We start from the raw sequence: 26,489 nt of genomic DNA, 5'->3' as shown, positions 1-26,489 counted from the left end.
AAGCTATCTGCGCGGTCCGACCACAGCGAGCCACGCATAGCCGCGATACAGTGTTCTGAACCGAAGGCTTGCGCCGATCCGCTCGGACTCCGATTCCAGGACATCGCGCAGGGATTCACGCGGCTCGACATGGAATTTTCTCAGCCAGCCGCGCAGCAGTGTGCGGAACCAGCCGGGCAGGGCCTCCTGCTGGCCGAAATCGACGACGTGCAGCGAGCCGCCAGCCGACAGGGCTCCAAGTGCCGCGGAAATTGTCTTCTCCCAACCGGGGATCATCGATAGCGAATATGAGACAAAAATGCGGTCGAAACTTTCGACAGAAAACAGTGCTTTCGCGTCGAAATCCGTTGCGTCGCCGCGCGCCAGCTTGACGAGGCCGGACAGGCCTTCGCGGGCAATGGCAGCCATGGCCGTTTCCAACATTTCGGCCGAAATATCGAGACCGAAGAAGCGGGCGTCGGGATAGCGGCGGGCGGCAAGCACGATGTTGCGGCCGGTGCCGCAGCCGAGTTCTAGCACCGTGCCGTCGGCGGGCACATCCAGCCCTGATATCAGCCGGTCGCGGCCGAGCAGGTAATATTTGCGGGTCAGGTCGTAGATATGGCGCTGCCAGCGGTAGACGCCGTCCATCAGTTCGGCATGCCTGGCCGGCGGTTCGGCGTGCCTGGCCGGCAGTTCGGTCGTGCTCATGCGGACAGCTTCACATAAAGGTGGAAACCGCCATAGATGGCCGAACGGTCGCGGGCCGAGAATTCGCGCGAGGCTTCGTCCGCATAGCTCCATTGGTCGAGCAGCGAATTCGAGACACGGCCGGGCAGCAGGCTGGGTTCGGCCGCGGTGCGGAAGATGACGCGGGCATCAGTCGACGCGGTGCGGGTGATCTCGGCCCATAGCGCGTTGAGCTGGTCGTCGGTCATCCAGTCCTGCGCGTCGAGCAGGACGAAGCGGTCGACGGAACCGGCATCCTTGCCGGCGAGGAATTCGATCAGATTGGCATGGTGTATGGCGACGCGGTCGACATTGTTGCGGATCGTCTTGTAGTTGCGCTTTTCGAGATAGGCGGGCAGCGCCGCCTCGCCAGGATTGGGATAGCGGCGGGCAAAAGCCTGCCAGGCGAAATAGTTGTTCTCTAGCGGAAAATCGCAAGCGAGCTTTTCGAGCCGGGCCTTCAGCACGCTGGCCATGGTGCCGTCGCCCGAGGTGATCAGCGAATCGTACTGCGCCGGCGGAATGCCGAGCCCGAACAGCGAGGCCTTTCGCGAGGTGGCCCATTTCAGCAGCGGCTTTTCGAAGACCGGCGCCAACTCCTCATTGAAGAAGCGGCGCTGATCGGCGAGGCTTTTGGCTTCCATGATGCCGGCCGGGTCGACCCCGAAGAACTTGGCAGTGCGGTGGCCCATGGCGATGAACAGGCCGAGCAGGCCGGTCTGGTAGAAATTGCGGTCGAAGACGGCGATGCGGCGACGCCTGCGCCAGTTGCGATGCTCCCAATAGTGGCGGCTGACCGGATCGAGATGCGGCGCGATGAAGCGGTCGTAGGCTTGCGAATTGTGACGGGTCTCGGCAGCGCCGAAGAAACGGAACAGGTCGCCCTGCGAGGGCAGATGACGCACCGCCTCGAGCTTCATGCGGTTCAGCGCGATGTGGGCGGTGTTGAGATCGACGGCGTCGATCCTCTCCGGCGACCGGGTGAGATAGGCAAGGATGTTGCAGCCGCCCGAGGCGATGGTGACGACACGGTGGCCCTGATCAAGCTGCATCGCGTCCATGTCGACGTCGGGGTCTTCCCAGATCTGCGGATAGACGAGGCCGGAAAACAAAAAGGCGAAGAGCCGTTCGGAGAGGCCGGCCTTCGACAGCGGGCGATTCTGATAGACGGCCTTGCCAACTTCCTTGCCGCGGCGAAAAACCAGTTCTCCGGAAAGATCCGTCATGACAAGGCGATTCCCCATTTGCTCTGGCGCAAGCGGGTAGCGCAGCGTTATGACAGGCCGGTGACAACCTGTTGAAGCTAACTCAGGCCTCGCCAAACCCACCTGGCGTCGGTGTCGTGAGGATGACGGCGTCGTCGGCCTCCAGCACCGTCTGGTCGCAAGCCTTTAGGACTTCGACGCGGCCATCCTTGCGGCGGACCTTGGTCGAGCCGGCCTCGCCATCGCCGCCGCCGTCCAGGCCTTGCGGCGGGCGGTTGCGGTGCGAGGACAGGATGGCGCATTCCATCTTTTCAAGGAAGCGGATGGTGCGCTTGGTGCCGTCGCCGGCACTCCATTTGCCTTTGCCGCCGGAGCCTTCGCGGATGTGGAAATCCTCGAGCAAGACGGGAAAACGCAATTCCAGCACTTCCGGGTCGGTCAAGCGCGAATTGGTCATGTGGGTGTGGACGCCGGAGGTGCCGGCAAAGCCGCGGCCGTTGTTCATCCGGCCTGCCGGCGAGCCGGAGCAGATCGTCTCGTAATACTGGTACTGCTTGTTGCCGAAGGTGAGGTTGTTCATCGTGCCTTGCGCGTTGGCCATCGCGCCCATGGCGCCGAGCAGCGCATTGGTGACATGTTGGGAGGTTTCGACATTGCCGGCGACGACGGCAGCCGGATAGGCGGGCTTCAGCATCGAGCCATCGGGGATGATGATGTTGATGGGTCTCAGACACCCGGCATTCATCGGGATCATGTCCTCGACCATGACGCGGAAGACATAGAGCACGGCTGCGCGGGCGACCGGCTCGGGAGCGTTGAAATTGTTCTTCATGACCGGCGACGTGCCGGTGAAGTCGACGGTCGCCTCGCGCTTTTGCCGGTCGACCGAGATCTTCACCTTGATGACCTGGCCGGTGTCGGTCGGATACTCGTATACGGAGCTGTCGGGCAGCCGCTCCAGCACGCGGCGCACGCTTTCGGCTGCGTTGTCCTGGACGTGACCCATATAGGCCTCGACGACATCGAGACCGAAATGCGCGACCATCTTGCGCAGCTCGGCAACGCCCTTTTCGTTGGCGGCAATCTGCGCCTTGAGGTCGGCGATGTTCTGGTGCGGATTGCGCGCGGGGTAGGGGTGGTCGGTGAGCAGCGTCTCCAGTTCCTTCTCGCGGAACCGGCCGCGATCGACGATGCGGAAATTGTCGAACAGCACGCCTTCCTCGTCGACCGTGGTGGCAAGCGGCGTCATCGAGCCGGGCGCCGTGCCGCCGATGTCGGCATGATGGCCGCGCGAGGCGACGTAAAAGAGGATCTCCGGCGATTGGCCGATCTCCCCCCTTGAGGGGGAGATGCCCGGCAGGGCAGAGGGGGGCGTGACAGAATGAGAGGTTGGCGGGACAGCGCCCCCCTCTGTCGGCTTCGCCGACATCTCCCCCTCAAGGGGGGAGATTGGGCGCGCTTCCTCGAACACCGGCGTCACCACCGTAATATCAGGCAGATGCGTGCCGCCATTGTAGGGCGCGTTGAGGGCAAAGACGTCGCCGGGGTGGATGTCGCCCGAGTTGAGCCGAATGATGGTTTCCACCGAGCGGTCCATGGAGCCGAGATGCACCGGCATGTGCGGCGCGTTGGCGACCAGCGCGCCATTCCGGTCGAAGACGGCGCAGGAGAAATCCAGCCGTTCCTTGATGTTGACGGAATAGGCAGTGTTTTGAAGCGTCACGCCCATTTGTTCGGCGATCGACATGAACAGGTTGTTGAACACCTCCAGCATGACCGGATCGGCCTCAGTGCCGAGCGCCGCCTGCCGGCGCTTTTTCTCGATGCGGCGCAAGAGCACATGGTTCTTGGCGGTGATCTCGGCCTGCCAGCCCGGCTCGACGACGATGGTCTGGTTCGGCTCGATGATCAAAGCAGGGCCGGCAACCTTGTTACCCGGTTTCAGTGTTTCGCGAGGAAAGATATTGGCGTCGCGCCAGGCGCCGTCGGCGAAGATCTTCCTATTCTCCGCAGGGGTTGCGGCGATGTCCTCAAGGGCTGAATCACTTTCCTCGCGGCCGGTGCCGCCGGTGTCGATGCCTTCGACGCCGACCGATTCCACGATCATCGGCTTGTCGTCATAGACGAAACCGAACTGCGCCTTGTGGACCGTTTCGAAATCGCCCTTGGCCCGTGTGATCGAGCCGTGCTCGAAATTCACCGGCAATGCAGTGTCGGTGCCGTCATAGCGGACCTGCAGCACCGGTTTCGAGACGACAGCGTCCTCGGTGATGCCTTGCGCGGCAAGCTCGTCGATGACGGCTTTTCGCAACGTCGCGATGAGATCGTCGATTGCCGGCCTGGAGTCTTCCGCCAGCGGTTTCAGCAGCGCCTGCTGGCGCGACGAAAAAATCGAGGACAATCCAATGCCGTATGCCGAAAGCAGGCCGGAGAAAGGATGGATCAGCACCGCTTCCATGCCGAGTGCGTCGGCAACGAGGCAGGCGTGCTGGCCGCCGGCGCCACCGAAACAGTTCAGGAGATATTCGGTGACATCGTAGCCGCGCTGCACGGAAATCTTCTTGATTGCGTTGGCCATGTTTTCCACAGCGATGGTGACGAACCCTTCGGCGACAGCCTCCGGCGTCCGGCCGTCGCCGATTTCGGCGGCGAGCGCTGCGAATTTCTCGCGCACGGTCTGCACGTCGAGCGGCTCGTTCTGGCCGGGTCCGAAAATGGCCGGAAAGAAGTCGGGTTGCAGCTTGCCCAACATGACATTGGCGTCGGTGACGGCCAGCGGGCCGCCGCGCCGGTACGCAGCCGGGCCAGGATTGGCGCCGGCCGAATCCGGCCCGGCGCGGAAGCGGCCGGCCTCGTAATGCAGGATCGAGCCGCCGCCGGCGGCCACAGTGTGGATGCGCATCATCGGCGCGCGGATGCGCACGCCGGCAACCTCGGTGTCGAAGGCGCGCTCATAGTCGCCGTCATAATGGGCGACGTCGGTCGAGGTGCCGCCCATGTCGAAGCCGATGACCCTGTTGAAACCGGCGAGTTTTGCCGTCTCGACCATGCCGACGACGCCGCCGGCCGGGCCGGACAACAGCGCGTCCTTTCCCTGGAACATGTCAGCAGCGGTGAGGCCTCCCGACGACATCATGAACATCAGGCGGGGGGATTGGCCAATCTCCCCCCTCGTGGGGGAGATGCCCGGCAGGGCAGAGGGGGGCGCCGTAGGGTGCTTTGTGTCATGATTGACGTCACTGGGATGCTGAGATGCTGGCGGGACAGCGCCCCCCTCTGTCGGCTTCGCCGACATCTCCCCCACAAGGGGGGAGATTGGCGCCGCGCCCAGCTCTCCCGCCACCTTCTGCACATACCTTGCCAGGATCGGCGACAAATAGGCGTCGACCACCGTGGTGTCGCCGCGGCCGACCAGCTTGATGAGTGGCGAGACCTCGTGACTGACCGAGACTTGGCGAAAACCCAGTTTCCTGCAGACTTTTGCAACGGCCTTTTCGTGGTCGGGATATTTCCAGGCATGCATGAAGACGATCGCCACGGCGTCGATGCCGTCGGCCCTGGCTTGCTCGATGGCCGGCCGGCAGGCGGCCATGTCGAGCAGCCGTTCGACATTCCCGTCGGCGCGCACGCGCTCGTCGACCTCGATGACGCGTTCGTAGAGCTGTTCGGGAAGAATGATTTCCTTGGCGAAGATGTCGGGCCGCGCCTGATAGGCGATCCTCAGCGCGTCACGGAATCCCCTGGTGATGAGCAGCAGCACACGGTCGCCCTTGCGCTCCAGCAGCGCGTTGGTGGCAACGGTGGTGCCCATCTTGATGTCGCCGATCAGGCTTGATGGGATCGGAGCGCCGGATTTTAATCCAAGCAGCTCGCGAATGCCCTGGATGGCGGCGTCGGCATAGGCTTCAGGATTCTCGGACAGCAGCTTGCGTGGGCGCAGCCCGCCTTTCGGGTCACGGCCGATGACATCGGTGAAGGTGCCGCCGCGGTCGATCCAGAAATCCCATTTGGCGGTCACGGCAGCTCTCCCAGGCATTTTGTTGATTCAATGTGTTAATTCGCAGTAGCCCGACCGGCAACGGCAAAAGCAGATGATGTTACATACGGAAATGCAACGTTACGAAACTCATAGGCGCCTGATGCATTCTGTCCTCGATCGTCACCGTTAGCGGGGGCGTGATTAGAGGAGAGATACCATGAAGAAACTCATTCTTGCGTCGTTTTCGGCGCTTGCCCTGCTTGGCGTTGCGGCTTGCAGCGACAGCGGCACGGGCGGGGACGCCACAACCACGCAGAGCACTAATCCGCCGGCGGCCGAACAGCCGATGCAGCCGGCTCCTGACGCCACGAAGCCGGCTGAGCCGGCTCCGGCAGAGCCTGCTCCTGCGCCGGCGCAGTAGTTTATCTGACTGAGGACCGGGAAGGCCGGTAAGATGCCGGCCTTCCCGGCATCTGTTTCAAGACACGCGCGCCTTGCGGCGATGGCCATCACCGCAAGCGTGATGGTTTTGTCTGTCACTTTTTCGCCCCAGCAGACGACCCTATCAGCCGGCATTTCCCGCGCCCGTTTCCCCGAGACGACATAGCCGAAGCTCGCCGCCATGGCGGAAACGAACAGCAAGATGCCGCAAAGGCCTGCGGTTTTGCGCGCTATGCCGGTGCATTCCATGATCGACGGTTAGCGCCAGCTGCTTCAGGCATCCCGCGAAATCGGTTAGCCGGCCCTGCGGCATTGTCTTCGCTTGATAGCGGTGCCCGGTTAGCCCTAATAGGTGCTCATGTCGATTTGGGATCGCCTCGGCGACTTCATCACGCGCGTTTCGTCCTCAACCTCGTCGGGTGTCGCCGACGTGGTTGAAGCCGTGCGCACGGTTTTCTCCGGCGATCCGGATCTGCGCCGGCGCGTCGCCTTCTCGGTGGCGATGATCGCGCTGTCGGCCAAGATGGCCAAGGCCGACGGCATCGTAACGCAGGACGAGGTGCGCGCCTTCCAGCAAATATTCGAGGTGCCGAAGGAGCAGACGCGCAATGTGGCGCGGCTCTACGATCTGGCCAAGCGCGACATCGCCGGCTTCGAGACCTATGCCGCGCGCATGGCGCAGCTTTGCGGCTCCGGCCATTCGAACTGCGCGATGCTGGAGGACATTCTCGACGGGCTGTTCCACATCGCCAAGGCTGACGGGCTGGTTCATGAGCGCGAAGGCCAGTTCCTGCATCGTATCGCCGAGATCTTCCGGATCGAGGAGGCGCATTACCAGAGCATTCTGGCTCGGCACGTCGACCTGGGTGCGGCCGATCCCTATGTCGTGCTTGGCATCGAGCGGGGAAAACCGTTCGAGGAGGTCCGAAAACGTTATCGCAAGCTGGTTTCGGACAACCATCCCGACCGGCTGATCGCACGCGGCCTGCCGCAGGAGTTCATCAAGATCGCAACGAGCAGGATAGCGGCGATCAACGCGGCCTATGAGATGATCGAACGAGGCCTGCGGCACGCATGAGCGGCTTCCTGCCCGACGAGCCGAGCGCCGAGGTAAGGGTATCGCCGAATTTCGGTCCACGACGCGAGACGGCCAAGCCCGATATGGTCGTGCTGCACTACACCGGTATGAAGACCGGCGCCGGCGCCGAAGCCTGGCTGTGCGATCCGGCGAGCGAGGTTTCATCGCACTATCTCGTCCATGAGGATGGCCGCATCGTCCAGATGGTCAGGGAAAGCGACCGTGCCTGGCATGCCGGTAAGAGTTCGTGGTTCGGACGCAGCGACATCAACTCCTGTTCGGTCGGCATCGAGATCGTCAATCCCGGGCATTCGCTGGGCTATCGGAATTTTCCGAAACGGCAGATCGATGCCGTCATCGGTTTGTGCAAGGGAATTGTTCAGCGCCATTCGATTCCAGCTCAACGGGTGCTCGCCCATTCCGACGTCGCGCCGGGACGCAAGATCGATCCGGGCGAGAAATTCCCCTGGAAGGCGCTGTCCGAAGCCGGTGTCGGCCACCTCGTCGAAGCGGCACCCGTCAGGCATGGCGCGGTGCTGAAAGTCGGCGACACGGATGCTGAAGTCGAGGCGTTGCAGTCGATGCTGGCGCTCTATGGTTATGGCGTGGAGATATCAGGTGCTTTCGACCGGCAGACCGAAATCGTCGTCGAGGCTTTCCAGCGGCATTTCCGGCAACGCAAAGTGGATGGCGTGGCCGACGGATCGACAATCCGCACGCTGGAAAGACTGCTTGCCTCCGTAAGGGCAGCTCCGACCAGGTAGTCTTTATCTTAGTCGTTAAATTACAATCTGTCACTTAAAGTGACTTGCCTCGCCTTCTTTGCCGCTAATTCGACCGTCAAAGGCGGTCCGTGCAAGTTGTCGGACCTACAGCCCCCCATATGTTCCGATGTTGATTTAGCGTACCTGCGTGAAGTTCTTCGCGCGGTTCAGACAGAACAGGATCCCATGCAGAAATTGACCGTTTTAACGGCAGCTGTTGCTGCCGGCGTAATGACTTTTGCCATCGGTGCGGCCAATGGCGCGCCACTGAGCCAGCGAGCCGACCAGGGTTTCATTACCGCGTCCGACAAAATCGCCACGCCGAAAGCCGGCCAAGTTGCGAAGGAAAAAAGGACGGTCTCCGCAAAGGCGGTAAAAGCTGCTGCGGTAAGTGTGAAAAAACCAGCATCCGCAAAGGCGGAAAAAGCTGGGGTAAAAGTGAAAAAGCCAACCTCTGCAAAAAAGGCAGTCTCCAAGCGGCATGTGAAGCGCAACAGGACCCGCATCGACCAGGCGACGACGGCGTCGATCGGCCGGAAAAGTCGGGCGACGGCGCCGAAGGCGGCGGCCGCTGGCGGCAATGACCAGTATTCTACGATCATCGAGCGTCATGCCGCCAGCAACGGTGTGCCGGTCTCGCTCGCCAAGGCCGTCATCATGATCGAGAGCAGCTTTCAGCCGAACCAGGTCGGCAGCGCCGGTGAGATCGGCCTGATGCAGATCAAGCCGTCGACGGCGCGGATGATGGGTTACAGCGGCTCGATCAAGGGTCTCTACGATCCCGAGACCAACATCAAATACGGCATGAAGTATCTCGCCATGGCGCGGAACCTCGGCGGCGGCACGACCTGCGGCACGATCCTGAAGTATAATGCCGGGCATGGCGCCAAGCGGATGAACCCGATATCCGCGGCCTATTGCGGCAAGGTCAAGGTGCAGTTGGCCGCGCTTGGGGCGCCGGCGTAATAAGTCACAACCTGCTTTTTTATTTGCGTTTTCGGACGTGAACCCCTTTATACGCCTTGCCAGCTGGCCGGGCGGCCGCACCCGCGAAGCCGAAAGGCTGCGGGTGAGGAAAGTCCGGGCTCCATGGAGACACGGTGCCGGTTAATGGCCGGCGGGGGCGACCCTAGGGAAAGTGCCACAGAAAGCAAACCGCCACGATCCGTCGTGGTAAGGGTGAAAGGGTGGGGTAAGAGCCCACCGCGCGACTGGCAACAGGAGCGGCACGGTAAACCCCACCGGGAGCAAGACCGAATAGGGGCGGTGCGAGGGGAAACCCTCGAGGGCTGTTTCCGGCTCACCGTCCGGGTAGGTTGCGTGAGGCGCATGGCAACATGCGCCCAAGATGAATGGCCGCCACGTTCTCGTCCCGCAAGGGGCGAGGGCCATACAGAACCCGGCTTACAGGCCAGCTGGCAATTTCTTCTAGATTCTACAAGGAAATTCCCTGATATCAGCAGGTTGCGCCTTCGGGCGCGCCTGCTGGTTCAGGCGCTTCATTGACTGAATCAGCTTGCGGGGCCTGTGCCAGGAACAAGCGTTTCTTGAAGTTGGTGCGATTAAATCGTACCATATATACGGGCAATATCAGGAGCGCATCATGGGTCAGGGCGATAAACGCAGCATCACGCTTTCGCCGGAACTGGCGGCGGCGGTCGACGACGTGGTCGCCGCCGGCGAGTACGCTTCGGCGAGCGAGGTGATCCGCGACGCGCTCAGGCAATGGAAGGACCGGCGCGATCTGCACGGCTATACGGTCGAGGAGTTGCGCAAGCTGGTACAGGAGGGGATCGACAGCGGACCGGCGCTGGACGGGCCGCCAATCATGGAACGATTGCGCGCCAAATATCTGAAAATAGCCGAGGCCAAGGGCCTTGAGGAGTGAAATACCGCCTGCTTCCTCAGGCATTGATCGACCTCGAACTTATCGGCGACTACATTGCCGAACACAATCCTAATGCGGCGGTCCGCCTCGTGGACACCTTGGAGAGGCGTTGGGATTTGCTGACCCTGCATCCTTTCTCAGGCGCGCCGCGCGAAGACATTGCGCCCGGCATTCGCCATCTAGTCGTCGGCGAATATCTCACCTTGTACCGTGTCGGCGAGGATTCAGTCGAAATCCTGCGCGTGCTGCATGGCCGGCGCAATATCGAGGCCGACGACGTCGGCTCGTGATCTTCAGCCGCTGATGCCGTCCAACGACGCCTCGATCGCCTGCCAAAGCTCTTCCACCGGTTCGCAGCCGACCGACAGGCGAACGAAGCCGGGCGGAACAGCGTCTCCTCTTTTCGCTCGCCGTTCCGCCGAAGTGTGCACGCCTCCGAACGACGTCGCCGCCTGCATCAATGCGCAGTTGTTGATGAAATCCTCGGCCTTGTCCTCCGAGGCGAGCACGAATGAGATGAGAAAGCCGAAGCGCTCCATCTGGGCGTGGCCAAGATTGTGCGACGGATCGCTTTCAAGCCCCGGAAAGCGCAAGCCGCTGATCGCAGGATGGTCCTTCAGCCGCCGCGCCAGCACTTCCGCGGAAGAGCACATGCGGTCGAAACGCACGTCGAGCGTTTCCAGGCCGCGATGCACCAGCCATGCCTCGAACGGCCCGGGAATGGCGCCTGATGTTTCGCGCCAGTCAGTGACGGCAGCAATGATATCCGCATTGCGGCTGGCGACATGGCCGAACAGCACGTCGGAATGGCCATTGGGTGCCTTGGTGTCGGCGGCAACAACGATGTCGGCGCCGAGATCGAGCGGTCGTTGGCCGAAGGGCGTCATCGTCGTGTTGTCGACCACCAGGATCGCGCTCGCTTTGTGCGCCGCTTCGGCGACAGCCGTAATGTCGCAGATGTCCAGTCCCGGGTTGGCGGGAGTTTCGACGAAGGCCAGTCGATATCCATCGAAGCCGCCGTCGAGGAAGGTCGATGTCGGCCGGACATCGTAGGCGACGCCGAAAGATTTCAGGAAGCGCTCCGCCAGCGCTCTGGTGGTGTGATAGCCGTCCGACGGCAGCAGGATACGGTCGCCGGATTTGAGCAACCCAAAAAACACCGCCGAGATTGCAGCCATTCCCGAGGGGAAGGCAACACATGGCGCGTCTTCCAGATGCGCCAGCATGTGCTCGACCGCGTCCCAGGTCGGATTGCTGAAGCGGCCATATTGATCGAAGCCGGTGGCGTCGCCGGGCGCGTGGAAAATGGCCGCCATAGTCAGGGGCAAAGGGATTGGGGCGCCCTTGGCAAGCCTGCCGCGACGCAGATGGGGAAGTGCCGCCGCGCGGAACTTGGCTGTTTCGGACATGGATTTCAACCTTGTTTCTGACCGGGAAAGGACGGGCCGACGCTATGCGTGGCAGCGACCCGCGGCAAGCCGACTCCGGTTAGGCCAAGCGGCTCTAAACGCTTCGTTAGGCTTAATGGAGCATAAAGACGGGAGTGCCGTCAAAGCTGCTCTCATCGGTTGTGGCGCGCGCGTTTGTGAAGCCTATTCCCGTTGACGCCCATAACGCCCCATGATATCCCATTTCGATATTCAAGCCTTCGTTCCGCGTCAGGGTGAAGCGTACGCCAATCGGGCAGCCGCGGCGGCTGCGCGTTTGCCTGCTTTCGCCTTTCAGAACGAAGTGAGTTTTGGGCAGGGACCGCGCCGGGGCGGCGCGGACGGCAAGATGCAGAGGGGTGCGGCGGCGCAAGCGGCCGTAACGCGTAATGGACCGGTTTCTGTCAAGCGCGGTGAACAGGATCGATGCGAAGGGGCGGGTGTCCGTTCCAGCGCATTTCCGTGCGGTTGTGCAGAAGCGCGGCTATTCGGAACTCTACGCGTTGCGCTGCCTGGATCGTCCGGCGATGGATGTCGGCGGCCTCGACCTGCTCGACCGTTACGAGCAGCGCATCGCGCAGGAAGACCCCTTCCTGCAGACGGCGGACGACATGTCGTTCTTCTGCCATGGCGATGGAACCTTTCTCAAGCTGGATCAGGACGGCCGCATCTCGATGACCGATTTCATCCGCGAGCACACGGGCATTTCCGCGGAAGCGGCGTTTGTCGGTCGCGGCAATTTCTTTCAGATCTGGGAGCCTGGACGGCTCACCGCCTATGGGACGGAAGCACGCGCCCGGCTTTTGCAGCTTCGGCAGGGGACGAAGCCTGGGGAGCGACCGGAATGATGGCGGGCTACGGCGACGACCCTCACGCCGCTGGCGGACCGGCTCGTCACATTCCGGTCCTCCTTGCCGAGGTGCTGAAGGCGCTTTCGCCTGCAGCGGGCGAGGTGATCGTCGACGGCACATTCGGCGCCGGCGGCTACACCAAAGCAATTCTTGCGAGCGGCGCCTCGGTCGTCGCCATAGACCGCGATCCGGATGCGATCGCTGCGGGTCGTGTCCTCGAACAACAATCGGGCGGCAAGCTCAGGCTGGTTCAGGCGCCGTTCTCGACATTGGACGAGCATCTGGAAAGCGCTGACGGCGTCGTGCTCGACATCGGCATCTCCTCGATGCAGATCGACCAGGCGGAGCGCGGTTTTTCGTTCCGCGCCGACGGACCGCTCGACATGCGCATGGCGCAGGCTGGCCTGAGCGCCGCCGATGTCGTCAACAGCTTCAAGGTGGGCGACCTTGCCCGCATCTTCGGGTTTCTTGGCGAAGAGCGCCATGCCGGCCGCATCGCCCGGATGATCGAAAACCGTCGCGAAAAACATCCGTTCGAGCGCACGCTCGACCTTGCCGACGCGATCGAGACGCATATCGGCCGCGCGCCGAAGGACAAGATCCATCCAGCAACCCGCGTCTTCCAGGCGCTGCGCATTTTCGTCAATGACGAACTCGGCGAACTGGCCAAGGCGCTGTTTGCGGCTGAACGCGTGCTGAAACCGGGCGGACGGCTGGCCGTGGTGACGTTCCACTCCCTGGAAGACCGCATCGTCAAGCGTTTCATCGCCGATCGCGCTGATGCGGCGACCGGATCGCGGCACCTGCCCGAGGCGCAAGCGCGCACCGCCACCTTCAAAAAGGTGGGTAGCGGCGTGACGCCGGATGAGGCCGAGATATCAGCCAATCCGCGCGCGCGCTCGGCTAGGCTGCGCGCTGCTGCCCGCACCGACGCACCGGCGCGCGCCGGCGACTTTTCGATTTTCGGGCTTCCAAAACTTCCTGACCCAAAACTTCCCGGTGCCGACCGGCCGGGAGAGAGGTGAGCACGTGTTTCGTACCAGCGACATAGTCCTGATCGCCGTCATGGTTTCGGCTGCGGCCTTGACCTACAAGACCAAGCGCGAAGCCGAGGAACAATTGGCGGCGGTGCACAAGATCCAAGCGCAGATCCGCTACGAGGAGGATACGATCGATCTGCTCAAGGCGGACTGGAGCCTGCTTACCCAGCCGTCGCGCCTGCAAAAGCTGGCCGACATCTACAAATCGCAACTCGAGCTCGAGCCGGTCAGCGCCCGCCAGATCATCGGGCTGGACGATCTGCCGGCAAAACCCGTCACCATCGAGGACCTTTCGTCCCAGCCGCTGGGCGGCATGGCCGATAGTGGCGGCAAGGACCCCGTCGTGACCGGAGGCATCGTCCAATGATTCCAAGGGCTCCATTGATCGCCAGGGTTGCCAGACTGCTGAAGGGCGGCGCCAAGTTGGAGGACGGATCGATTGTCGTCGAAGGCGCCCGCAAGGCGACCGGCGGCAAAGGCAGGACCCGCATTGTGATGACGATGGCGGTGTTCTTCGGCATCTATTCGACCATCACCGGTCGTCTGGTCTATCTGGGTTTTCAGAATCCCGATCTGTCCGGCGGCCCGCAGAGCCGGGTGACGGCGTCTCGGCCCGACATTGTCGACCGCAACGGCGAGGTGCTGGCGACGGACATCAAGACGGCGTCGCTGTTTGCCGAGCCACGCCGCATCGTCGACGCCGACGAGGCGATCGAAAAGCTGGCGACGGTGCTTCCCGAAATCGACTACGAGCAGACCTACCACAAGCTGAAGAGCGGCGCCGGCTTCGTCTGGTTGCAGCGGCAACTGACGCCCAAGCAACAATCGGATATCATGCAGCTCGGTATTCCCGGCTTCGGCTTCCGCACCGAAAAGCGCCGTTTCTATCCGGCTGGCGAAACCTCTTCCTACATTGTCGGCCTCACCAACATCGACAACCAGGGCATCTCCGGCATGGAGAAATACATCGACGAACAGGGACTGAGCGACCTTCAAGCGTCGGGACTTGCGGTGGCCAAGGATCTGAAGCCGGTGCGGCTCTCGATCGACCTGCGCGTCCAGCATATCGTGCGAGACGAGGTCGCCACAGGCATGGAGAAATACCGCGCAATCGCGGCGGGCGCTGTCGTTCTCAACATCAAGACCGGCGAAGTGATGGCGATGGCCTCGGTTCCGGATTTCGATCCGAACAACCCCTACAATGCGCAGGAAAAGGACCGCTTGAACCGCATGTCGGCCGGCCTCTACGAAATGGGCTCGACCTTGAAGAGCTTTACCACCGCCATGGCGCTCGATTCCGGCAAAGTGACGCTGGAAAGCCGTTTCGACGCTTCGCGTCCGATCAGGATCGGCCGTCAGACCATCCATGATTTTCACGGCAAGGCCCGGGTCCTGTCGGTGCCTGAAGTGTTCATCTACTCGTCCAACATCGGTTCGGCCAAGGAAGCCGAAGCGGTTGGCATCGAGGGGCACCGCGAATTCCTGCATCGCCTGGGGATCCTCGAGAAGATGCAGACGGAACTGCCGGAGGTCGCCCGCCCGACCGAGCCCAAAGTCTGGAAGCAGGTCCATTCGATCACCATCGCCTTCGGTCACGGTGTGTCGACGACGCCGCTGCAGACGGCGGTCGGCTGCGCCGCGCTGATGAATGGCGGCTATCTGATCGAGCCGACCTTCCTGACGCGCACCCAGGAACAGGCGATGTCGGTGGCCAAGAAAGTGGTCAGCGACAAGACATCCGAGAGCATGCGCTATCTCTACGCACTGAACGCCGAGAAAGGGTCAGGCAGGAACGCCAGGGTTCCAGGTTATCGCGTCGGCGGCAAGACGGGAACGGCCGAGAAGGTTGTCAACGGCCGCTACTCAAAGGACAAGAATTTCAACGCCTTCGTTGCGGCTTTCCCGATGGACGATCCGCAATACATCGTGCTCACGATCGCCGACGAACCGAAGCCGGAAAAGCCCGGCATGGGTGCGACGGCCGCCTCGAATGCGGGCGCCATGGCTGCAAACATCATCCGACGTTCGGCTTCCATGCTTGGCGTGAAGCCAGATTTCAGCCATGAAAATGGCGCAACGCTGGTTTCCTATCAGTGATTCTTAGGGCGCGCCGGCAACTGCGCGCTATTTTGTTGCGATGAACGGGGTTCGATGAAGCTGAAAGATCTAGCCGGTATCCTGCCTGTCGAGGGGACAGCTTCCTTCGATACGGAGGTTACCGGGATTTCGTCGGATTCCCGCCAGGTAAGACCGGGCGTGGTCTTTTTCGCGCTCACCGGCACCAAGGCGGATGGCGCCGCCTATGCCGCCGATGCCGCCAGCCGCGGCGCATCAGCGATCGTGGCCGGCAAGGGCAGCGCCATCGCCGGACTGCCGGTGCCCGTTCTCGCCGTCGACGATCCGCGCCTTGCGCTGGCGCTGAGTGCCGCCCGCTACTTCCGCAGGCAGCCGCAAACCATGGTCGCGGTGACCGGCACCAGCGGCAAGACATCGGTTGCGGCTTTCACCAGGCAGATATGGGAGCAGTCGGGCTTCGCTGCCGCTTCAATCGGCACGACCGGCGTGGTGGCGCCGGGCCGCAACGAATATGGCTCGCTGACCACCCCCGACCCGGTAGATCTGCACAGGCTGCTGGCGGACCTGGCGGATGCCGGCGTCACCCACGCATCGATGGAAGCCTCCAGCCACGGCCTCGACCAGCGCCGGCTCGACGGCGTGAAGCTTGCAGCCGGCGGTTTCACCAATCTCGGTCGCGACCACATGGACTACCATCCGACGGTCGAGGACTATCATCGCGCCAAGCTGCGCCTGTTCGACACGCTGCTGCCGAAGGGCGCGCCGGCCGTCATCTTTGCCGACGATCCATGGTCAGAGCCGACGATCCAGGCGGCGAGAGCGGCGGGATTGAATGTGCTGACGGTTGGCCGTCATGGCGAGTTCCTGAGACTGAAGCGGGTCGAGCACGAGCGCCACCGCCAGCGTGCCGAGGTCGAGGTCGATGGCATTCTCCACGAGGTCGACCTTCCGCTGGCCGGGGATTTCCAGATAGCCAATGCGCTGGTTTCGGCGGGCCTCGCCATTTCTACTGGAGCGCCTGCCGCCAAAGCCCTGATGGCGTTGGAGAAATTGAAGGGCGCGCCGGGTCGGCTGGACCTTGTCGGCACCACTGTCAACGGTGCGCCGGTCTATGTCGATTATGCGCACAAGCCGGACGCGCTGGAAAACGTGTTGGCTTCGGTACGGCCGTTCACCACCGGTCGCGTCATCGTCGTGTTCGGCTGTGGCGGCGACCGCGACCGGGGCAAGCGTCCGATCATGGGCGAGATCGCGACGCGGCTCGCCGATGTCGTTATCGTCACCGACGACAATCCGCGCTCGGAAGTGCCCGAAACGATCCGCGCCGCGATCCTTGCCGCCGCACCCGGGGCCGTAGAGATCGGCGATCGGCGCAAGGCGATCCACGAGGCAGTCGCCATGCTCCATGCCGGCGACACGCTGATCGTGGCTGGCAAGGGGCATGAGGAAGGCCAGACCGTCGGCGCCGAGACGCTGCATTTTTCCGACCATGAGGAAGTCCGCTCCGCGCTCCAGGAGCGCGTCGCATGAGCTTCCTGTGGACCTCCGAGGATCTCGTCGCCGCCATGGGCGGACGACCGCTCGGGCCGATGCCGGAAGGTATTAGCGGCATCTCGATCGACAGCCGCAGCCTTGAGCCGGGCGATGCTTTCTTCGCCATCAAGGGCGAGGCGATGGACGGCCATGATTTCGCGACCGCCGCCATCAAGGCCGGCGCCGGCGTGCTGGTCGTCGCCGAGGGCAAGCTGCCGTCGCTCGGACGGCTGACGGCGCCGATGATCGTCGTGCAGGACGTGCTGGCCGCACTGGAAAAGCTAGGGCTGGCCGCACGCGCGCGGTCCAGCGCCAAGATCATCGCGGTAACCGGTTCGGCGGGCAAGACCACCACCAAGGAAGCGCTGCGCCATGTGTTGTCCGCGGTCGGCAAGGTGCACGCATCGCCCCAGTCTTTCAACAACCACTGGGGTGTGCCGCTGACGCTGGCGCGGATGCCGGCAGATTGCGACTTTGCGGTGTTCGAGATCGGCATGAACCATCCCGACGAGATCCGGCCGCTGGTCAAGATGGTCCGGCCGCATGTCGCCATCATCACGCTGATCGCGGCGGCTCATCTCGGCTTCTTCCGCAATCTGGACGAGATCGCCAAGGCCAAGGCCGAGATTTTCGAGGGGCTGGAACCGGACGGCGCCGTTCTTCTCAACCGCGACGACCCGCGTTGGAAGCTTCTGGATAAGATGGCGAGAGCCGCCGGCGTCGAGCACATTTACGGGTTTGGCGAGAATGCCCGCGCGACCTTCAAACTGCTCAAATGCGCGCTGCATGCCGATCATTCGGTCATTGCCGCGAAGATCGGTGGACAGGAAATCACCGCCAGGGTAGGCGCGCCTGGCCGCCACATGGTGCAAAATGTGCTGGCAGTGCTGGGCGCCGCGCATCTGGTCGGCGCCGACATCGGCAGGGTGGCGCTGGCGCTGGCCGATCTTTCGGCCGAACGTGGACGCGGCAAGCGCCATGTGTTGCGCCACCCCAGGGGTTCGATCACGTTGATCGACGAGAGCTACAACGCCAATCCGGCGTCGATGAGCGCTGCAATGGCGCTGCTCAACGCGACGCCGGTGTCCGGCGAAGGCAGGCGCATCGCGGTGCTCGGCGACATGCTCGAGCTCGGCGACCATTCGGCGAAGCTGCACGCGGCCCTTGCCGATCTCATCGTCGGCACCGAAACGCGCACGGTCTTTCTCGCCGGCCAGGAAATGCGGGCGCTGGCCGATATCCTGCCCGGTGAGATCAAGACGGAGTATCGCGCCGGCGCCGAGGATCTGAAACTGGTGCTTCTGTCGGCCCTGAAGCCTGGCGACGTGGTGATGATCAAATCGTCGAAAGGCATCGGGTTTTCCAAGCTGGTCGACGCATTGCTCGGCAGATTTCCGGCTGTAGCCGCAACCACCAAACAGACCTAGAGCCAGGTCCGGGGGCCGAATCGCATGTTCACACTGCTCGTCGAATTCGCGGACAAGATCTCGGTCTTCAACGTCTTCCGCTACATAACTTTCCGCACCGGTGGCGCGCTGATCACAGCGGCGCTGATCGTCTTCATCTTCGGGCCAGCTATCATCAATTCGCTGAGGCTGCGGCAGGGCAAGGGCCAGCCGATCCGCGCCGACGGGCCGCAGACGCATTTCAAGAAAGCCGGCACGCCGACCATGGGCGGGCTGATGATCCTGTGCGGCATCATCGGCTCGTCGCTTTTATGGGCGAACCTGTCCAGCATCTATGTCTGGGTGGTGCTGCTGGTGACCCTGGGGTTCGGCTCGATCGGCTTCTACGACGATTATCTCAAGGTGACGAAGCAATCGCATCTCGGCTTTTCCGGCAAGGCGCGGCTGGCGCTTGAATTCGTCATCGCCGGCATCGCCGCCTGGGTGATCATGCACAACGGCCAGGCGCCGTTCTCGTCGTCGCTGACTTTTCCTTTCGCCAAGGAGTTTCTCGTCAATCTCGGCTGGTTCTTCATCCCGTTCTCGTGCTTCGTCATCGTCGGCGCCGGCAATGCGGTGAACCTGACCGATGGCCTCGACGGGCTGGCGATCGTGCCGATCATGATCGCGGCGGCGTCCTTCGGCGTCATCGCATATCTGTCCGGTAACGCGGTGTTCGCCGAATATCTGCAGATCCATTTCGTGCCCGGCACCGGCGAATTGGCGGTGGTCCTCGGCGCGGTGATCGGCGCCGGCCTCGGCTTCCTGTGGTTCAACGCACCGCCGGCGGCGATCTTCATGGGCGATACTGGCTCGCTGGCCCTGGGCGGCCTGATCGGCACGGTCGCGGTTGCCACCAAGCACGAGATCGTGCTGGTCATCGTCGGCGGCCTGTTCGTCGTCGAGATCCTGTCGGTCATCATCCAGGTCGGCTACTTCAAGATGACTGGCAAGCGCGTGTTCCTGATGGCACCGATCCATCATCATTTCGAAAAGCTCGGCTGGACCGAAAGCCAGGTGGTGATCCGCTTCTGGATCATCGCCGTCATCCTGGCACTGGTCGGCCTGTCGACCCTGAAGCTTAGATAGGAGGCCGCGTGATCCCCGCCGTATCCTTCGCAGGCAAGCGCGTTTCGCTCTTCGGGCTCGGCGGCTCGGGGATCGCCACGGCGCGCGCGCTGATCGAGGGCGGAGCGGACGTGCTGGCCTGGGACGACAATCCCGGCAGCGTCGCCAATGCCGCGGCCGTCGGTATTGCGACCGGCGACCTGCGCGGCGCCGACTGGGCGAAATTCTCAGCCTTCGTGCTGTCGCCCGGCGTGCCGCTGACGCATCCGAAGCCGCACTGGACAGTAGAGCTGGCGCGCGCTTCGGGCGTCGAGATCATTGGCGACATCGAGCTGTTCTGCCGCGAGCGGACGTTGCTTGCGCCGGCAGCGCCGTTCATCGCCATCACCGGCACCAACGGCAAATCGACGACCACGGCGCTGACGGCGCATATCCTGAAATCGGCCGGACGCGACACGCAGATGGGCGGCAATATCGGCCGTGCGGTGATGACGCTCGATCCGCCGGAGCCCGGGCGGCACTATGTCGTGGAATGCTCGTCCTACCAGATAGACCTGGCGCCCTCGATCAATCCGACCGCCGGCGTCCTGCTCAACCTGACGCCCGATCATCTCGATCGTCATGGCACGATGCAGCACTACGCCGCGATCAAGGAGCGGCTGGCGGCCGGCAGCGAAACGGCCATCGTCGGTGTCGATGATTCCTGGTGCGCCCAGCTCGCTGACCGGCTGGAGCGGGCAGGCCGGCACGTCATCCGCATTTCCAAGCGCCTGCCACTGACCGACGGCTATTTCGCCGACGGCACCGATCTGATGGAAGCGGTGCATGGCCGGTATAGCCGCGTTGCCTTTCTCGAAGGCATCGGCTCGTTGCGCGGCCAGCACAATGCGCAGAATGCGCTGGCCGCCGTCGCCGCCTGCCTCAAGGTCGGGCTCGATCTGGGCGAGATCCAGTCGGGGCTGGAAAGCTTTCCTGGGCTAGCGCACCGCATGGAGCAGGTCGGCCGCAAGGACCATGTGCTGTTCATCAACGATTCCAAGGCGACCAATGCCGATGCGGCAGCGCCCGCGCTGTCCAGCTTTCCGCGCATCTACTGGATCGCCGGCGGGTTGCCGAAGGAGGGTGGCATCGAGCCGTTGCGGGGCCTCTTTCCGCGCATCGCCAAGGCCTATCTGATTGGCGAGGCCGCACCGGCCTTCTCGGCGACGCTCGGCGAGGCGGTGCCCTACGAAATTTCAGGCACGCTGGCCGCGGCAGTCGAGCATGCCGCAAGCGACGCGGCCAGGGATGATGACAACGGCGAGGTGGTGGTGCTGCTTTCGCCGGCCTGCGCCAGTTTCGACCAGTTCAAGAATTTCGAAGTGCGTGGCGAAGCCTTCAGGCAAGCTGCGAGCACTATTGATGGCGTGAAGCTCATCGGAGGGACACGGTAATGCAAAGTCGTCTCGACAAAAGCCCGGTTGCCACCTGGTGGTGGACGATCGATCGCTGGTTCCTGGCTGCGTTCCTGTCGCTGATGGGGCTCGGCATCGTGCTGTCCTTCGCGGCAAGCCCGGCAGTGGCCCAACGCATCGGCCTCGACAGTTTCCACTTCGCCACACGTCAGATCATCTTCACCATTCCCGCACTTGGCGTGATGCTGGCCGTCTCCTTCCTGGAATCGCGGCAGATCAGACGCATGGCGCTGGTGATGCTGTGCGCCACGCTGTTCCTGATGGTGGCGGTGCTCTACATCGGCGTCGAGGTGAAGGGGGCGCGGCGCTGGGTGTCGCTTGCCGGCCTGTCGATCCAGCCGTCGGAATTCCTCAAGCCGGCGTTCGTCGTCATCTGCGCCTGGCTGTTTGCCGAACACAAGCGCCAGCCCGACATTCCCGGCAATCTGTTCGCCATGCTGCTGCTAGCCCTCGTCATCTCGCTGCTGGTGGCGCAGCCTGATTTCGGCCAGACCATGCTGGTGCTCGGCACCTGGGGGGTGATGTTCTTCATGGCCGGACTGCCATGGCTGTGGATCATCGCGCTGGGCGCCGCCGGCATCAGCGGGGTGTTTGCCGCCTATACGGTATTCCCGCATGTCGCCGGCCGCATCGACCGCTTCATGACCGGCGAAGGCGACACGTTCCAAGTCGACATGGGCCGCGATGCGCTGATCAACGGCGGCTGGTTCGGCGTCGGGCCGGGCGAGGGCACCGTCAAGCGGGTCATACCCGACAGCCATGCCGATTTCGTCTTCTCGGTGGCCGGCGAGGAGTTCGGGCTGATCATGTGCTTCTTCATCATGACCATCTTCGCCTTCATCGTGCTGCGCGGGCTCAGCACCGCGCTCAAGGAGCAGGACGATTTCACACGCTATGCGGTTGGCGGCCTGGTCACGGTTTTCGGCCTGCAGTCGGTCATCAATATGGCCGTCAATTTGCAGCTGATGCCGGCCAAGGGCATGACCTTGCCGTTCATCTCCTATGGCGGCTCCTCGCAGATCGCCATCGCAATCTCGATGGGCATGGTGCTGGCGCTGACGCGCAAGCGGCCGGAAAAGCGCAAGCAGTTGGGCTTCGCACCGTCGCAGCGCGCCATGCCGGCGGAGTGAAATGTCGAGGGGCGTTATCCTACTGGCGGCCGGCGGCACGGGCGGGCATCTCTTCCCGGCCGAGGCGCTGGCGCATGAGCTGATCAGGCGCGGCTGGACGGTGCATCTGGCCACCGATGACCGCGCCGAGCGTTTTGCCGGCCAGTTTCCGGCCGCAGGCATCCATCCGATCCAGTCGGCAACCATCGGCTCGAAAAATCCTTTTGCCGTGCTCGCCGCCTTCTGGAAAATCTGGGGTGGCGTGCGGCAGGCATCCGCCGTCATCGGCCGGATCAAGCCAGCCGTCGTGGTCGGTTTCGGCGGCTATCCGACGCTGCCGCCGCTCTATGCGGCGACGCGGCGCAAGGTGCCGACGCTGATCCACGAGCAGAACGCGGTGATGGGGCGCGCCAACCGGGCGCTCGCCGGCCGCGTCGATGCCATCGCCGGCGGGTTTTTGCCGGAAGATTCAAGCGCTGCAGGCGCCAAGACGGTGACCACAGGCAATCCGGTCAGGCCGCAAGTACTGGAGGCGGCAAAGACGGCCTATGCGGCGTCGACGGGCAAGCAGCCGTTCCGCTTTCTAGTGTTCGGCGGCAGCCAGGGCGCACAGTTCTTTTCCGATGCAATGCCGGCGGCGGTCGGACTGCTTTCCGATGCACAACGCAAGCGGCTTGATATCACGCAGCAGGCCCGCGCCGACGATGTCGAGCGGGTGAAGGCGGCCTATGCCGCCCTTGGCGTCGAGGCTGAGGTGTCGCCTTTCTTCGCCGACATGGCGGCGCGCATCGCTGCGGCGCATCTGGTGATGTCGCGGTCCGGTGCATCGACCGTTTCGGAAATCGCGGTGATCGGCCGTCCGGCGCTGCTGGTGCCTTATCCGCACGCGCTCGACCACGACCAGGCGGCCAATGCCGCGGCATTGGCCGCGGCAGGCGGCGCCGAAGTGCATCCGCAATCCACGCTTTCGTCCGAGCGCATTGCCGCGCTGATTGGTACCCTGATGGACAATCCGGATCGGCTGACCACAATGGCCGCGGCGGCGAAATCGGCCGGAAAACCGGACGCGGCACGGTTGCTCGCCGATCTGACAGAGGCTATTGCGTCGAAGAAAAGCGTATCGGAATTCAGGAAGGAGACGCACGCATGAAGATGCCGCAGACGATCGGCCTTGTGCATTTCATAGGCATTGGCGGTATCGGCATGAGCGGCATCGCCGAGGTGCTGCACAATCTCGGCTACAAGGTGCAAGGGTCCGACCAGGCCGACAGCGCCAATGTGCAGCGGCTGCGCGACAAGGGCATCGAGTGCTTTGTCGGCCATCACGCCGATAATGTCGGCGATGCCGAAGTGGTTGTCGTCTCGACGGCGATCAAGAAATCCAATCCGGAGCTGAAGGCCGCGCGGGAGAAACTGCTTCCCGTCGTCCGTCGCGCCGAGATGCTTGCCGAACTGATGCGCTTTCGGCAGGCGGTGGCCATCGGCGGCACGCATGGCAAGACGACGACGACCTCTATGGTGGCGACGCTGCTCGAAGCCGGCGGGCTCGATCCGACCGTGATCAATGGCGGCATCATCAATGCCTATGGCACCAACGCCCGCATGGGCGACGGCGAATGGATGGTGGTCGAGGCCGACGAGAGCGACGGCACGTTCCTGAAGCTGCCGGCCGAGATTGCCGTCGTCACCAACATTGATCCCGAGCATCTCGACCATTACGGCTCCTTCGACAAGGTGCGCGAAGCCTTTCGCCAGTTCGTCGAGAACGTGCCGTTTTACGGCTTCGGCGTCATGTGCACCGACCATCCGGAGGTGCAGGCGCTGGTCAGCCGCATCGAGGACCGGCGCGTCATCACCTATGGCGAGAATGCGCAGGCCGATGTGCGTTTCACCAATCACCGGATGGACGGCCCGACCTCGGAATTCGACGTGGTGATCCGCGACCGCAAGACCCGCGGCCAGTCGACGATATCGGGCCTGCGCCTGCCGATGCCCGGCCGTCACAATGTCTCTAATGCGACCGCGGCGATCGCCGTCGCGCATGAGCTCGGGCTTTCGGCCGAGGCAATCAGGAAGGGCCTGTCGTCCTTCGCCGGCGTCAAGCGGCGCTTCACCCGAACCGGTTCGTGGAACGGCGTCGAAATATTCGACGATTACGGCCACCATCCGGTCGAGATCACGGCGGTTCTGAAGGCGGCGCGCGATGCTACTAAGGGCCGCGTCATCGCCATTGCGCAGCCGCACCGCTTTACCCGGCTGCATGATCTGTTCGACGAGTTTTCCGTCTGCTTCAACGATGCCGACACAGTGATGGTGGCGCCGGTCTACGCGGCAGGCGAAGAGCCGATCGACGGGGTGACGTCCGACGCATTGGTGTCGCGCATTCGCGCCGGCGGCCATCGCGACGCGCGCTACATCGAAGGGCCGGCGGCGATTGCACCTGTTGTCCGCGACCTGGCGAAACCGGGCGATTTCATCGTCTTCCTCGGCGCCGGCAACATCACGCAGTGGGCTTACGCGCTGCCCAAGGAACTCGGCGGGACGGCCTCGTGATGCGCGGCCAGGCATTGATCGACAAGCTTGGCGGCCGGCTTGCCGGCCTGCGCGGCCGCATCACGCCCAATGCCGAGATGGACAAGATCACCTGGTTTCGCGCCGGCGGACTTGCCGACGCACTGTTCCAGCCGGCCGACGAGGACGATCTCGCCGCGTTCCTTAGAGCGGTGCCCGAAGAGATACCGCTGACCATCGTCGGCGTCGGCTCGAACCTGCTTGTCCGCGACGGCGGCATTGCGGGCTTCGTCATCCGGCTTTCGGCCAAGGGCTTTGGCGAAGCCGAAGTGATTGCGCCGACCACGATCAAGGCGGGGGCTGCCACGCCCGACAAGCGCGTTGCGGCCGTTGCCTACCAGGCCGGTATCGGCGGCTTTGATTTTTACCACGGCATTCCGGGCGCCATTGGCGGCGCGCTGAGGATGAACGCCGGCGCCAATGGCGCCGAGACGCGCGAGCGCGTCGTCGAGGTGCGGGCGCTCGACCGCAAGGGTAATGTGCATACGCTGAGCAACGCCGATATGGGCTACGCCTATCGCCATTCGGCAGCACCCGCCGGGCTGATCTTCATATCGGCCGTGCTCGAAGGCGTTTTGGAAGACAAGGCCGCGATCAAGGCGGCGATGGATGCTGTCCAGCACCATCGCGAGACCGTGCAGCCGATCCGCGAAAAGACCGGCGGCTCGACCTTCAAGAATCCGGAGGGCACCTCGGCTTGGAAGGAGATCGACAGGGCGGGGTGTCGGGGACTGATGATCGGCGGCGCGCAGATGTCGCCGATGCATTGCAACTTCATGATTAACACGGGAACCGCGACCGGCTACGACCTCGAATATCTTGGCGAGACGGTGCGCACGCGTGTGCTCGAAAACTCGGGCATCCGGCTGCATTGGGAAATCAAGCGCATCGGCAATTTCCGGCCGGGGCACGAGGTTCAGGAGTTCCTGGGACAGTTGCTGTAAAGACTCACAACACAGTTTTCGCTGCCGTTTTTGCGGAAAGTGAATCTCTCGGAATCGTAAGGACTTGCCAGCGAATCAACTCTCTGATTCTCTGCCCTGAAGCGTTTCCTGATTTGAGTCGTTTCGACGCGTTACCAGCGTTTTCCGTCCGGGGGCAACCTACGGGAGACTCTGGAAGCGATGTTGCGAAAATCATGGGAGCAGAGACTGCTCCGAGCGTTTGAGTGTGTGGCCCTTTCCGGGTCGTGTGAGATGCAGACCCGCCGTGAGAGGGCCCGCCGTGAGAGGGAATGACGGGAAATGAAAAGCAAGCACGTGGCCGTCCTTCTGGGTGGATTCTCGTCCGAGCGGCCCGTGTCTCTGTCTTCGGGGAATGCCTGTGCCGATGCGCTCGAGAAGGAAGGCTACCAGGTCACTCGCGTCGACGTCTCGCGCGATGTCGGATCGGTGCTGGCCGAGCTCAAGCCTGATGTTGCCTTCAATGCGCTGCACGGCCCTTTCGGCGAGGACGGCACCATCCAGGGCATCCTCGAATATCTTGCCATTCCCTACACCCATTCCGGCGTGCTCGCTTCGGCGCTGGCGATGAACAAGGAGCAGGCCAAGAAGATCGCCAAGTCTGTCGGCATCCCGGTTGCCGAATCGAAGGTGGTCAATCGCTTCGACATCCAGAACAAGCACCCGATGAAGGCGCCCTATGTCGTCAAGCCGGTCAATGAAGGGTCGAGCTTCGGTGTCGTCATCGTGCACGAAGGCCAGTCGCATCCGCCGCAGGTCATCGGTTCGTCCGACTGGAAGTATGGCGATACCGTCATGGTGGAGCGCTATGTGCACGGGCGGGAGTTGACCTGCGCGGTGATGGGCGACGTGGCGCTCGGTGTCTGCGAGATCATTCCGACCGGCCATTC

At 63.1% G+C, this 26,489-nt stretch carries 23 protein-coding genes and 1 other RNA gene; 20 read left to right on the top strand and 4 right to left on the bottom strand.

Features of this window, described 5'->3' with window-relative positions:
- Positions 1-3: 3 nt before the first annotated feature.
- From EOB36_RS22075 to EOB36_RS22065, 3 genes are all read right to left on the bottom strand, one after another.
- Positions 4-690 (bottom strand): class I SAM-dependent methyltransferase, encoded by a 687-nt coding sequence (locus EOB36_RS22075; protein ID WP_128285679.1) that lies wholly within the window; start codon positions 688-690, stop codon positions 4-6.
- Positions 687-1,934 (bottom strand): DUF3419 family protein, encoded by a 1,248-nt coding sequence (locus EOB36_RS22070; RefSeq protein WP_245329759.1) that lies wholly within the window; start codon positions 1,932-1,934, stop codon positions 687-689. The genes EOB36_RS22075 and EOB36_RS22070 overlap by 4 nt, the downstream gene beginning before the upstream one ends.
- An 82-nt stretch (positions 1,935-2,016) precedes the next feature.
- Entirely contained in the window at positions 2,017-5,931 is a 3,915-nt protein-coding gene (locus tag EOB36_RS22065) for a hydantoinase B/oxoprolinase family protein (RefSeq protein ID WP_128285678.1), read from the bottom strand.
- A gap of 178 nt (positions 5,932-6,109) precedes the next feature.
- On the opposite strand from EOB36_RS22065, the gene EOB36_RS22060 reads away from it, so the two are divergent.
- The 7 genes from EOB36_RS22060 (at position 6,110) to EOB36_RS22030 (ending at position 10,353) form a co-directional block, all read left to right on the top strand.
- Positions 6,110-6,313 carry a hypothetical protein gene (locus EOB36_RS22060; RefSeq protein ID WP_095483317.1) on the top strand — a complete coding sequence of 68 codons (204 nt, stop codon included), beginning with the start codon at positions 6,110-6,112 and terminating at the stop codon, positions 6,311-6,313.
- A gap of 378 nt (positions 6,314-6,691) precedes the next feature.
- Positions 6,692-7,411: a DnaJ family molecular chaperone gene (locus EOB36_RS22055; RefSeq protein ID WP_095483319.1), complete on the top strand. Its 720-nt coding sequence runs from the start codon at positions 6,692-6,694 to the stop codon at positions 7,409-7,411.
- On the top strand, positions 7,408-8,175 hold the full coding sequence (locus EOB36_RS22050; protein WP_095483320.1) for an N-acetylmuramoyl-L-alanine amidase: 768 nt from the start codon (positions 7,408-7,410) through the stop codon (positions 8,173-8,175). Before EOB36_RS22055 ends, EOB36_RS22050 begins: the two co-directional genes overlap by 4 nt.
- Positions 8,176-8,361: 186 nt before the next feature.
- Positions 8,362-9,141, top strand: coding sequence for a transglycosylase SLT domain-containing protein (locus EOB36_RS22045; RefSeq protein ID WP_128285683.1), 780 nt, complete (start codon positions 8,362-8,364; stop codon positions 9,139-9,141).
- Between the two features lie 59 nt (positions 9,142-9,200).
- An RNA gene (gene rnpB, locus EOB36_RS22040) (RNase P RNA component class A) lies at positions 9,201-9,598 on the top strand.
- A 180-nt stretch (positions 9,599-9,778) separates the two neighbouring features.
- Positions 9,779-10,063 carry a type II toxin-antitoxin system ParD family antitoxin gene (locus tag EOB36_RS22035; RefSeq protein ID WP_128285677.1) on the top strand — a complete coding sequence of 95 codons (285 nt, stop codon included), beginning with the start codon at positions 9,779-9,781 and terminating at the stop codon, positions 10,061-10,063.
- Positions 10,060-10,353, top strand: a complete 294-nt coding sequence (locus tag EOB36_RS22030; RefSeq protein WP_095483323.1) for a type II toxin-antitoxin system RelE/ParE family toxin — start codon at positions 10,060-10,062, stop codon at positions 10,351-10,353. The genes EOB36_RS22035 and EOB36_RS22030 overlap by 4 nt, the downstream gene beginning before the upstream one ends.
- A gap of 3 nt (positions 10,354-10,356) precedes the next feature.
- Here the strand turns inward: EOB36_RS22030 and EOB36_RS22025 are convergent, their stop codons facing one another.
- On the bottom strand, positions 10,357-11,472 hold the full coding sequence (locus tag EOB36_RS22025) for a cystathionine gamma-lyase (protein WP_128285676.1): 1,116 nt from the start codon (positions 11,470-11,472) through the stop codon (positions 10,357-10,359).
- A 407-nt stretch (positions 11,473-11,879) separates the two neighbouring features.
- Between EOB36_RS22025 and mraZ the strand changes: the two genes are divergently transcribed.
- The 13 genes from mraZ to EOB36_RS21960 all read left to right on the top strand — a co-directional run.
- Complete coding sequence (gene mraZ / locus EOB36_RS22020; RefSeq protein ID WP_095483325.1) at positions 11,880-12,338, top strand: division/cell wall cluster transcriptional repressor MraZ; 459 nt, start codon at positions 11,880-11,882, stop codon at positions 12,336-12,338.
- Complete coding sequence (gene rsmH / locus EOB36_RS22015; RefSeq protein WP_127206004.1) at positions 12,335-13,366, top strand: 16S rRNA (cytosine(1402)-N(4))-methyltransferase RsmH; 1,032 nt, start codon at positions 12,335-12,337, stop codon at positions 13,364-13,366. Before mraZ ends, rsmH begins: the two co-directional genes overlap by 4 nt.
- Before the next feature lie 4 nt (positions 13,367-13,370).
- On the top strand, positions 13,371-13,748 hold the full coding sequence (locus tag EOB36_RS22010) for a hypothetical protein (protein WP_095483327.1): 378 nt from the start codon (positions 13,371-13,373) through the stop codon (positions 13,746-13,748).
- Positions 13,745-15,478: a penicillin-binding protein 2 gene (locus EOB36_RS22005; protein WP_128285675.1), complete on the top strand. Its 1,734-nt coding sequence runs from the start codon at positions 13,745-13,747 to the stop codon at positions 15,476-15,478. Before EOB36_RS22010 ends, EOB36_RS22005 begins: the two co-directional genes overlap by 4 nt.
- 54 nt (positions 15,479-15,532) lie before the next feature.
- Complete coding sequence (locus EOB36_RS22000; RefSeq protein ID WP_128285674.1) at positions 15,533-16,987, top strand: UDP-N-acetylmuramoyl-L-alanyl-D-glutamate--2,6-diaminopimelate ligase; 1,455 nt, start codon at positions 15,533-15,535, stop codon at positions 16,985-16,987.
- Positions 16,984-18,417 (top strand): UDP-N-acetylmuramoylalanyl-D-glutamyl-2,6-diaminopimelate--D-alanyl-D-alanine ligase, encoded by a 1,434-nt coding sequence (locus EOB36_RS21995; protein ID WP_128285673.1) that lies wholly within the window; start codon positions 16,984-16,986, stop codon positions 18,415-18,417. The genes EOB36_RS22000 and EOB36_RS21995 overlap by 4 nt, the downstream gene beginning before the upstream one ends.
- 24 nt (positions 18,418-18,441) lie before the next feature.
- Entirely contained in the window at positions 18,442-19,524 is a 1,083-nt protein-coding gene (gene mraY, locus EOB36_RS21990) for a phospho-N-acetylmuramoyl-pentapeptide-transferase (RefSeq protein WP_095483331.1), read from the top strand.
- 8 nt (positions 19,525-19,532) lie between these two features.
- On the top strand, positions 19,533-20,936 hold the full coding sequence (gene murD, locus EOB36_RS21985; RefSeq protein WP_127206668.1) for a UDP-N-acetylmuramoyl-L-alanine--D-glutamate ligase: 1,404 nt from the start codon (positions 19,533-19,535) through the stop codon (positions 20,934-20,936).
- Entirely contained in the window at positions 20,936-22,087 is a 1,152-nt protein-coding gene (gene ftsW, locus EOB36_RS21980) for a putative lipid II flippase FtsW (RefSeq protein ID WP_127206669.1), read from the top strand. Before murD ends, ftsW begins: the two co-directional genes overlap by 1 nt.
- Before the next feature lies 1 nt (position 22,088).
- A complete protein-coding gene (murG, locus tag EOB36_RS21975; protein WP_128285672.1) occupies positions 22,089-23,216 on the top strand; it encodes an undecaprenyldiphospho-muramoylpentapeptide beta-N-acetylglucosaminyltransferase in 1,128 nt (375 codons plus the stop codon).
- The gene (murC, locus tag EOB36_RS21970) at positions 23,213-24,619 is read left to right on the top strand and encodes a UDP-N-acetylmuramate--L-alanine ligase (protein ID WP_128285671.1); all 1,407 of its coding nucleotides are present in this window, start codon (positions 23,213-23,215) and stop codon (positions 24,617-24,619) included. Before murG ends, murC begins: the two co-directional genes overlap by 4 nt.
- Positions 24,616-25,581, top strand: a complete 966-nt coding sequence (murB, locus tag EOB36_RS21965) for a UDP-N-acetylmuramate dehydrogenase (protein ID WP_127292459.1) — start codon at positions 24,616-24,618, stop codon at positions 25,579-25,581. The genes murC and murB overlap by 4 nt, the downstream gene beginning before the upstream one ends.
- Positions 25,582-25,881: 300 nt before the next feature.
- On the top strand, positions 25,882-26,489 hold a 608-nt coding region (locus EOB36_RS21960), incomplete at its 3' end, for a D-alanine--D-alanine ligase (protein ID WP_128285670.1).

This window comes from Mesorhizobium sp. M6A.T.Cr.TU.017.01.1.1 (genome assembly GCF_004023115.1).
In the GTDB taxonomy this organism is placed as follows: Bacteria; Pseudomonadota; Alphaproteobacteria; order Rhizobiales; family Rhizobiaceae; genus Mesorhizobium; species Mesorhizobium mediterraneum.
The sequence above is the reverse complement of the archived record's forward strand: the minus strand, read 5'-3'. Positions and strand labels throughout refer to the sequence as shown.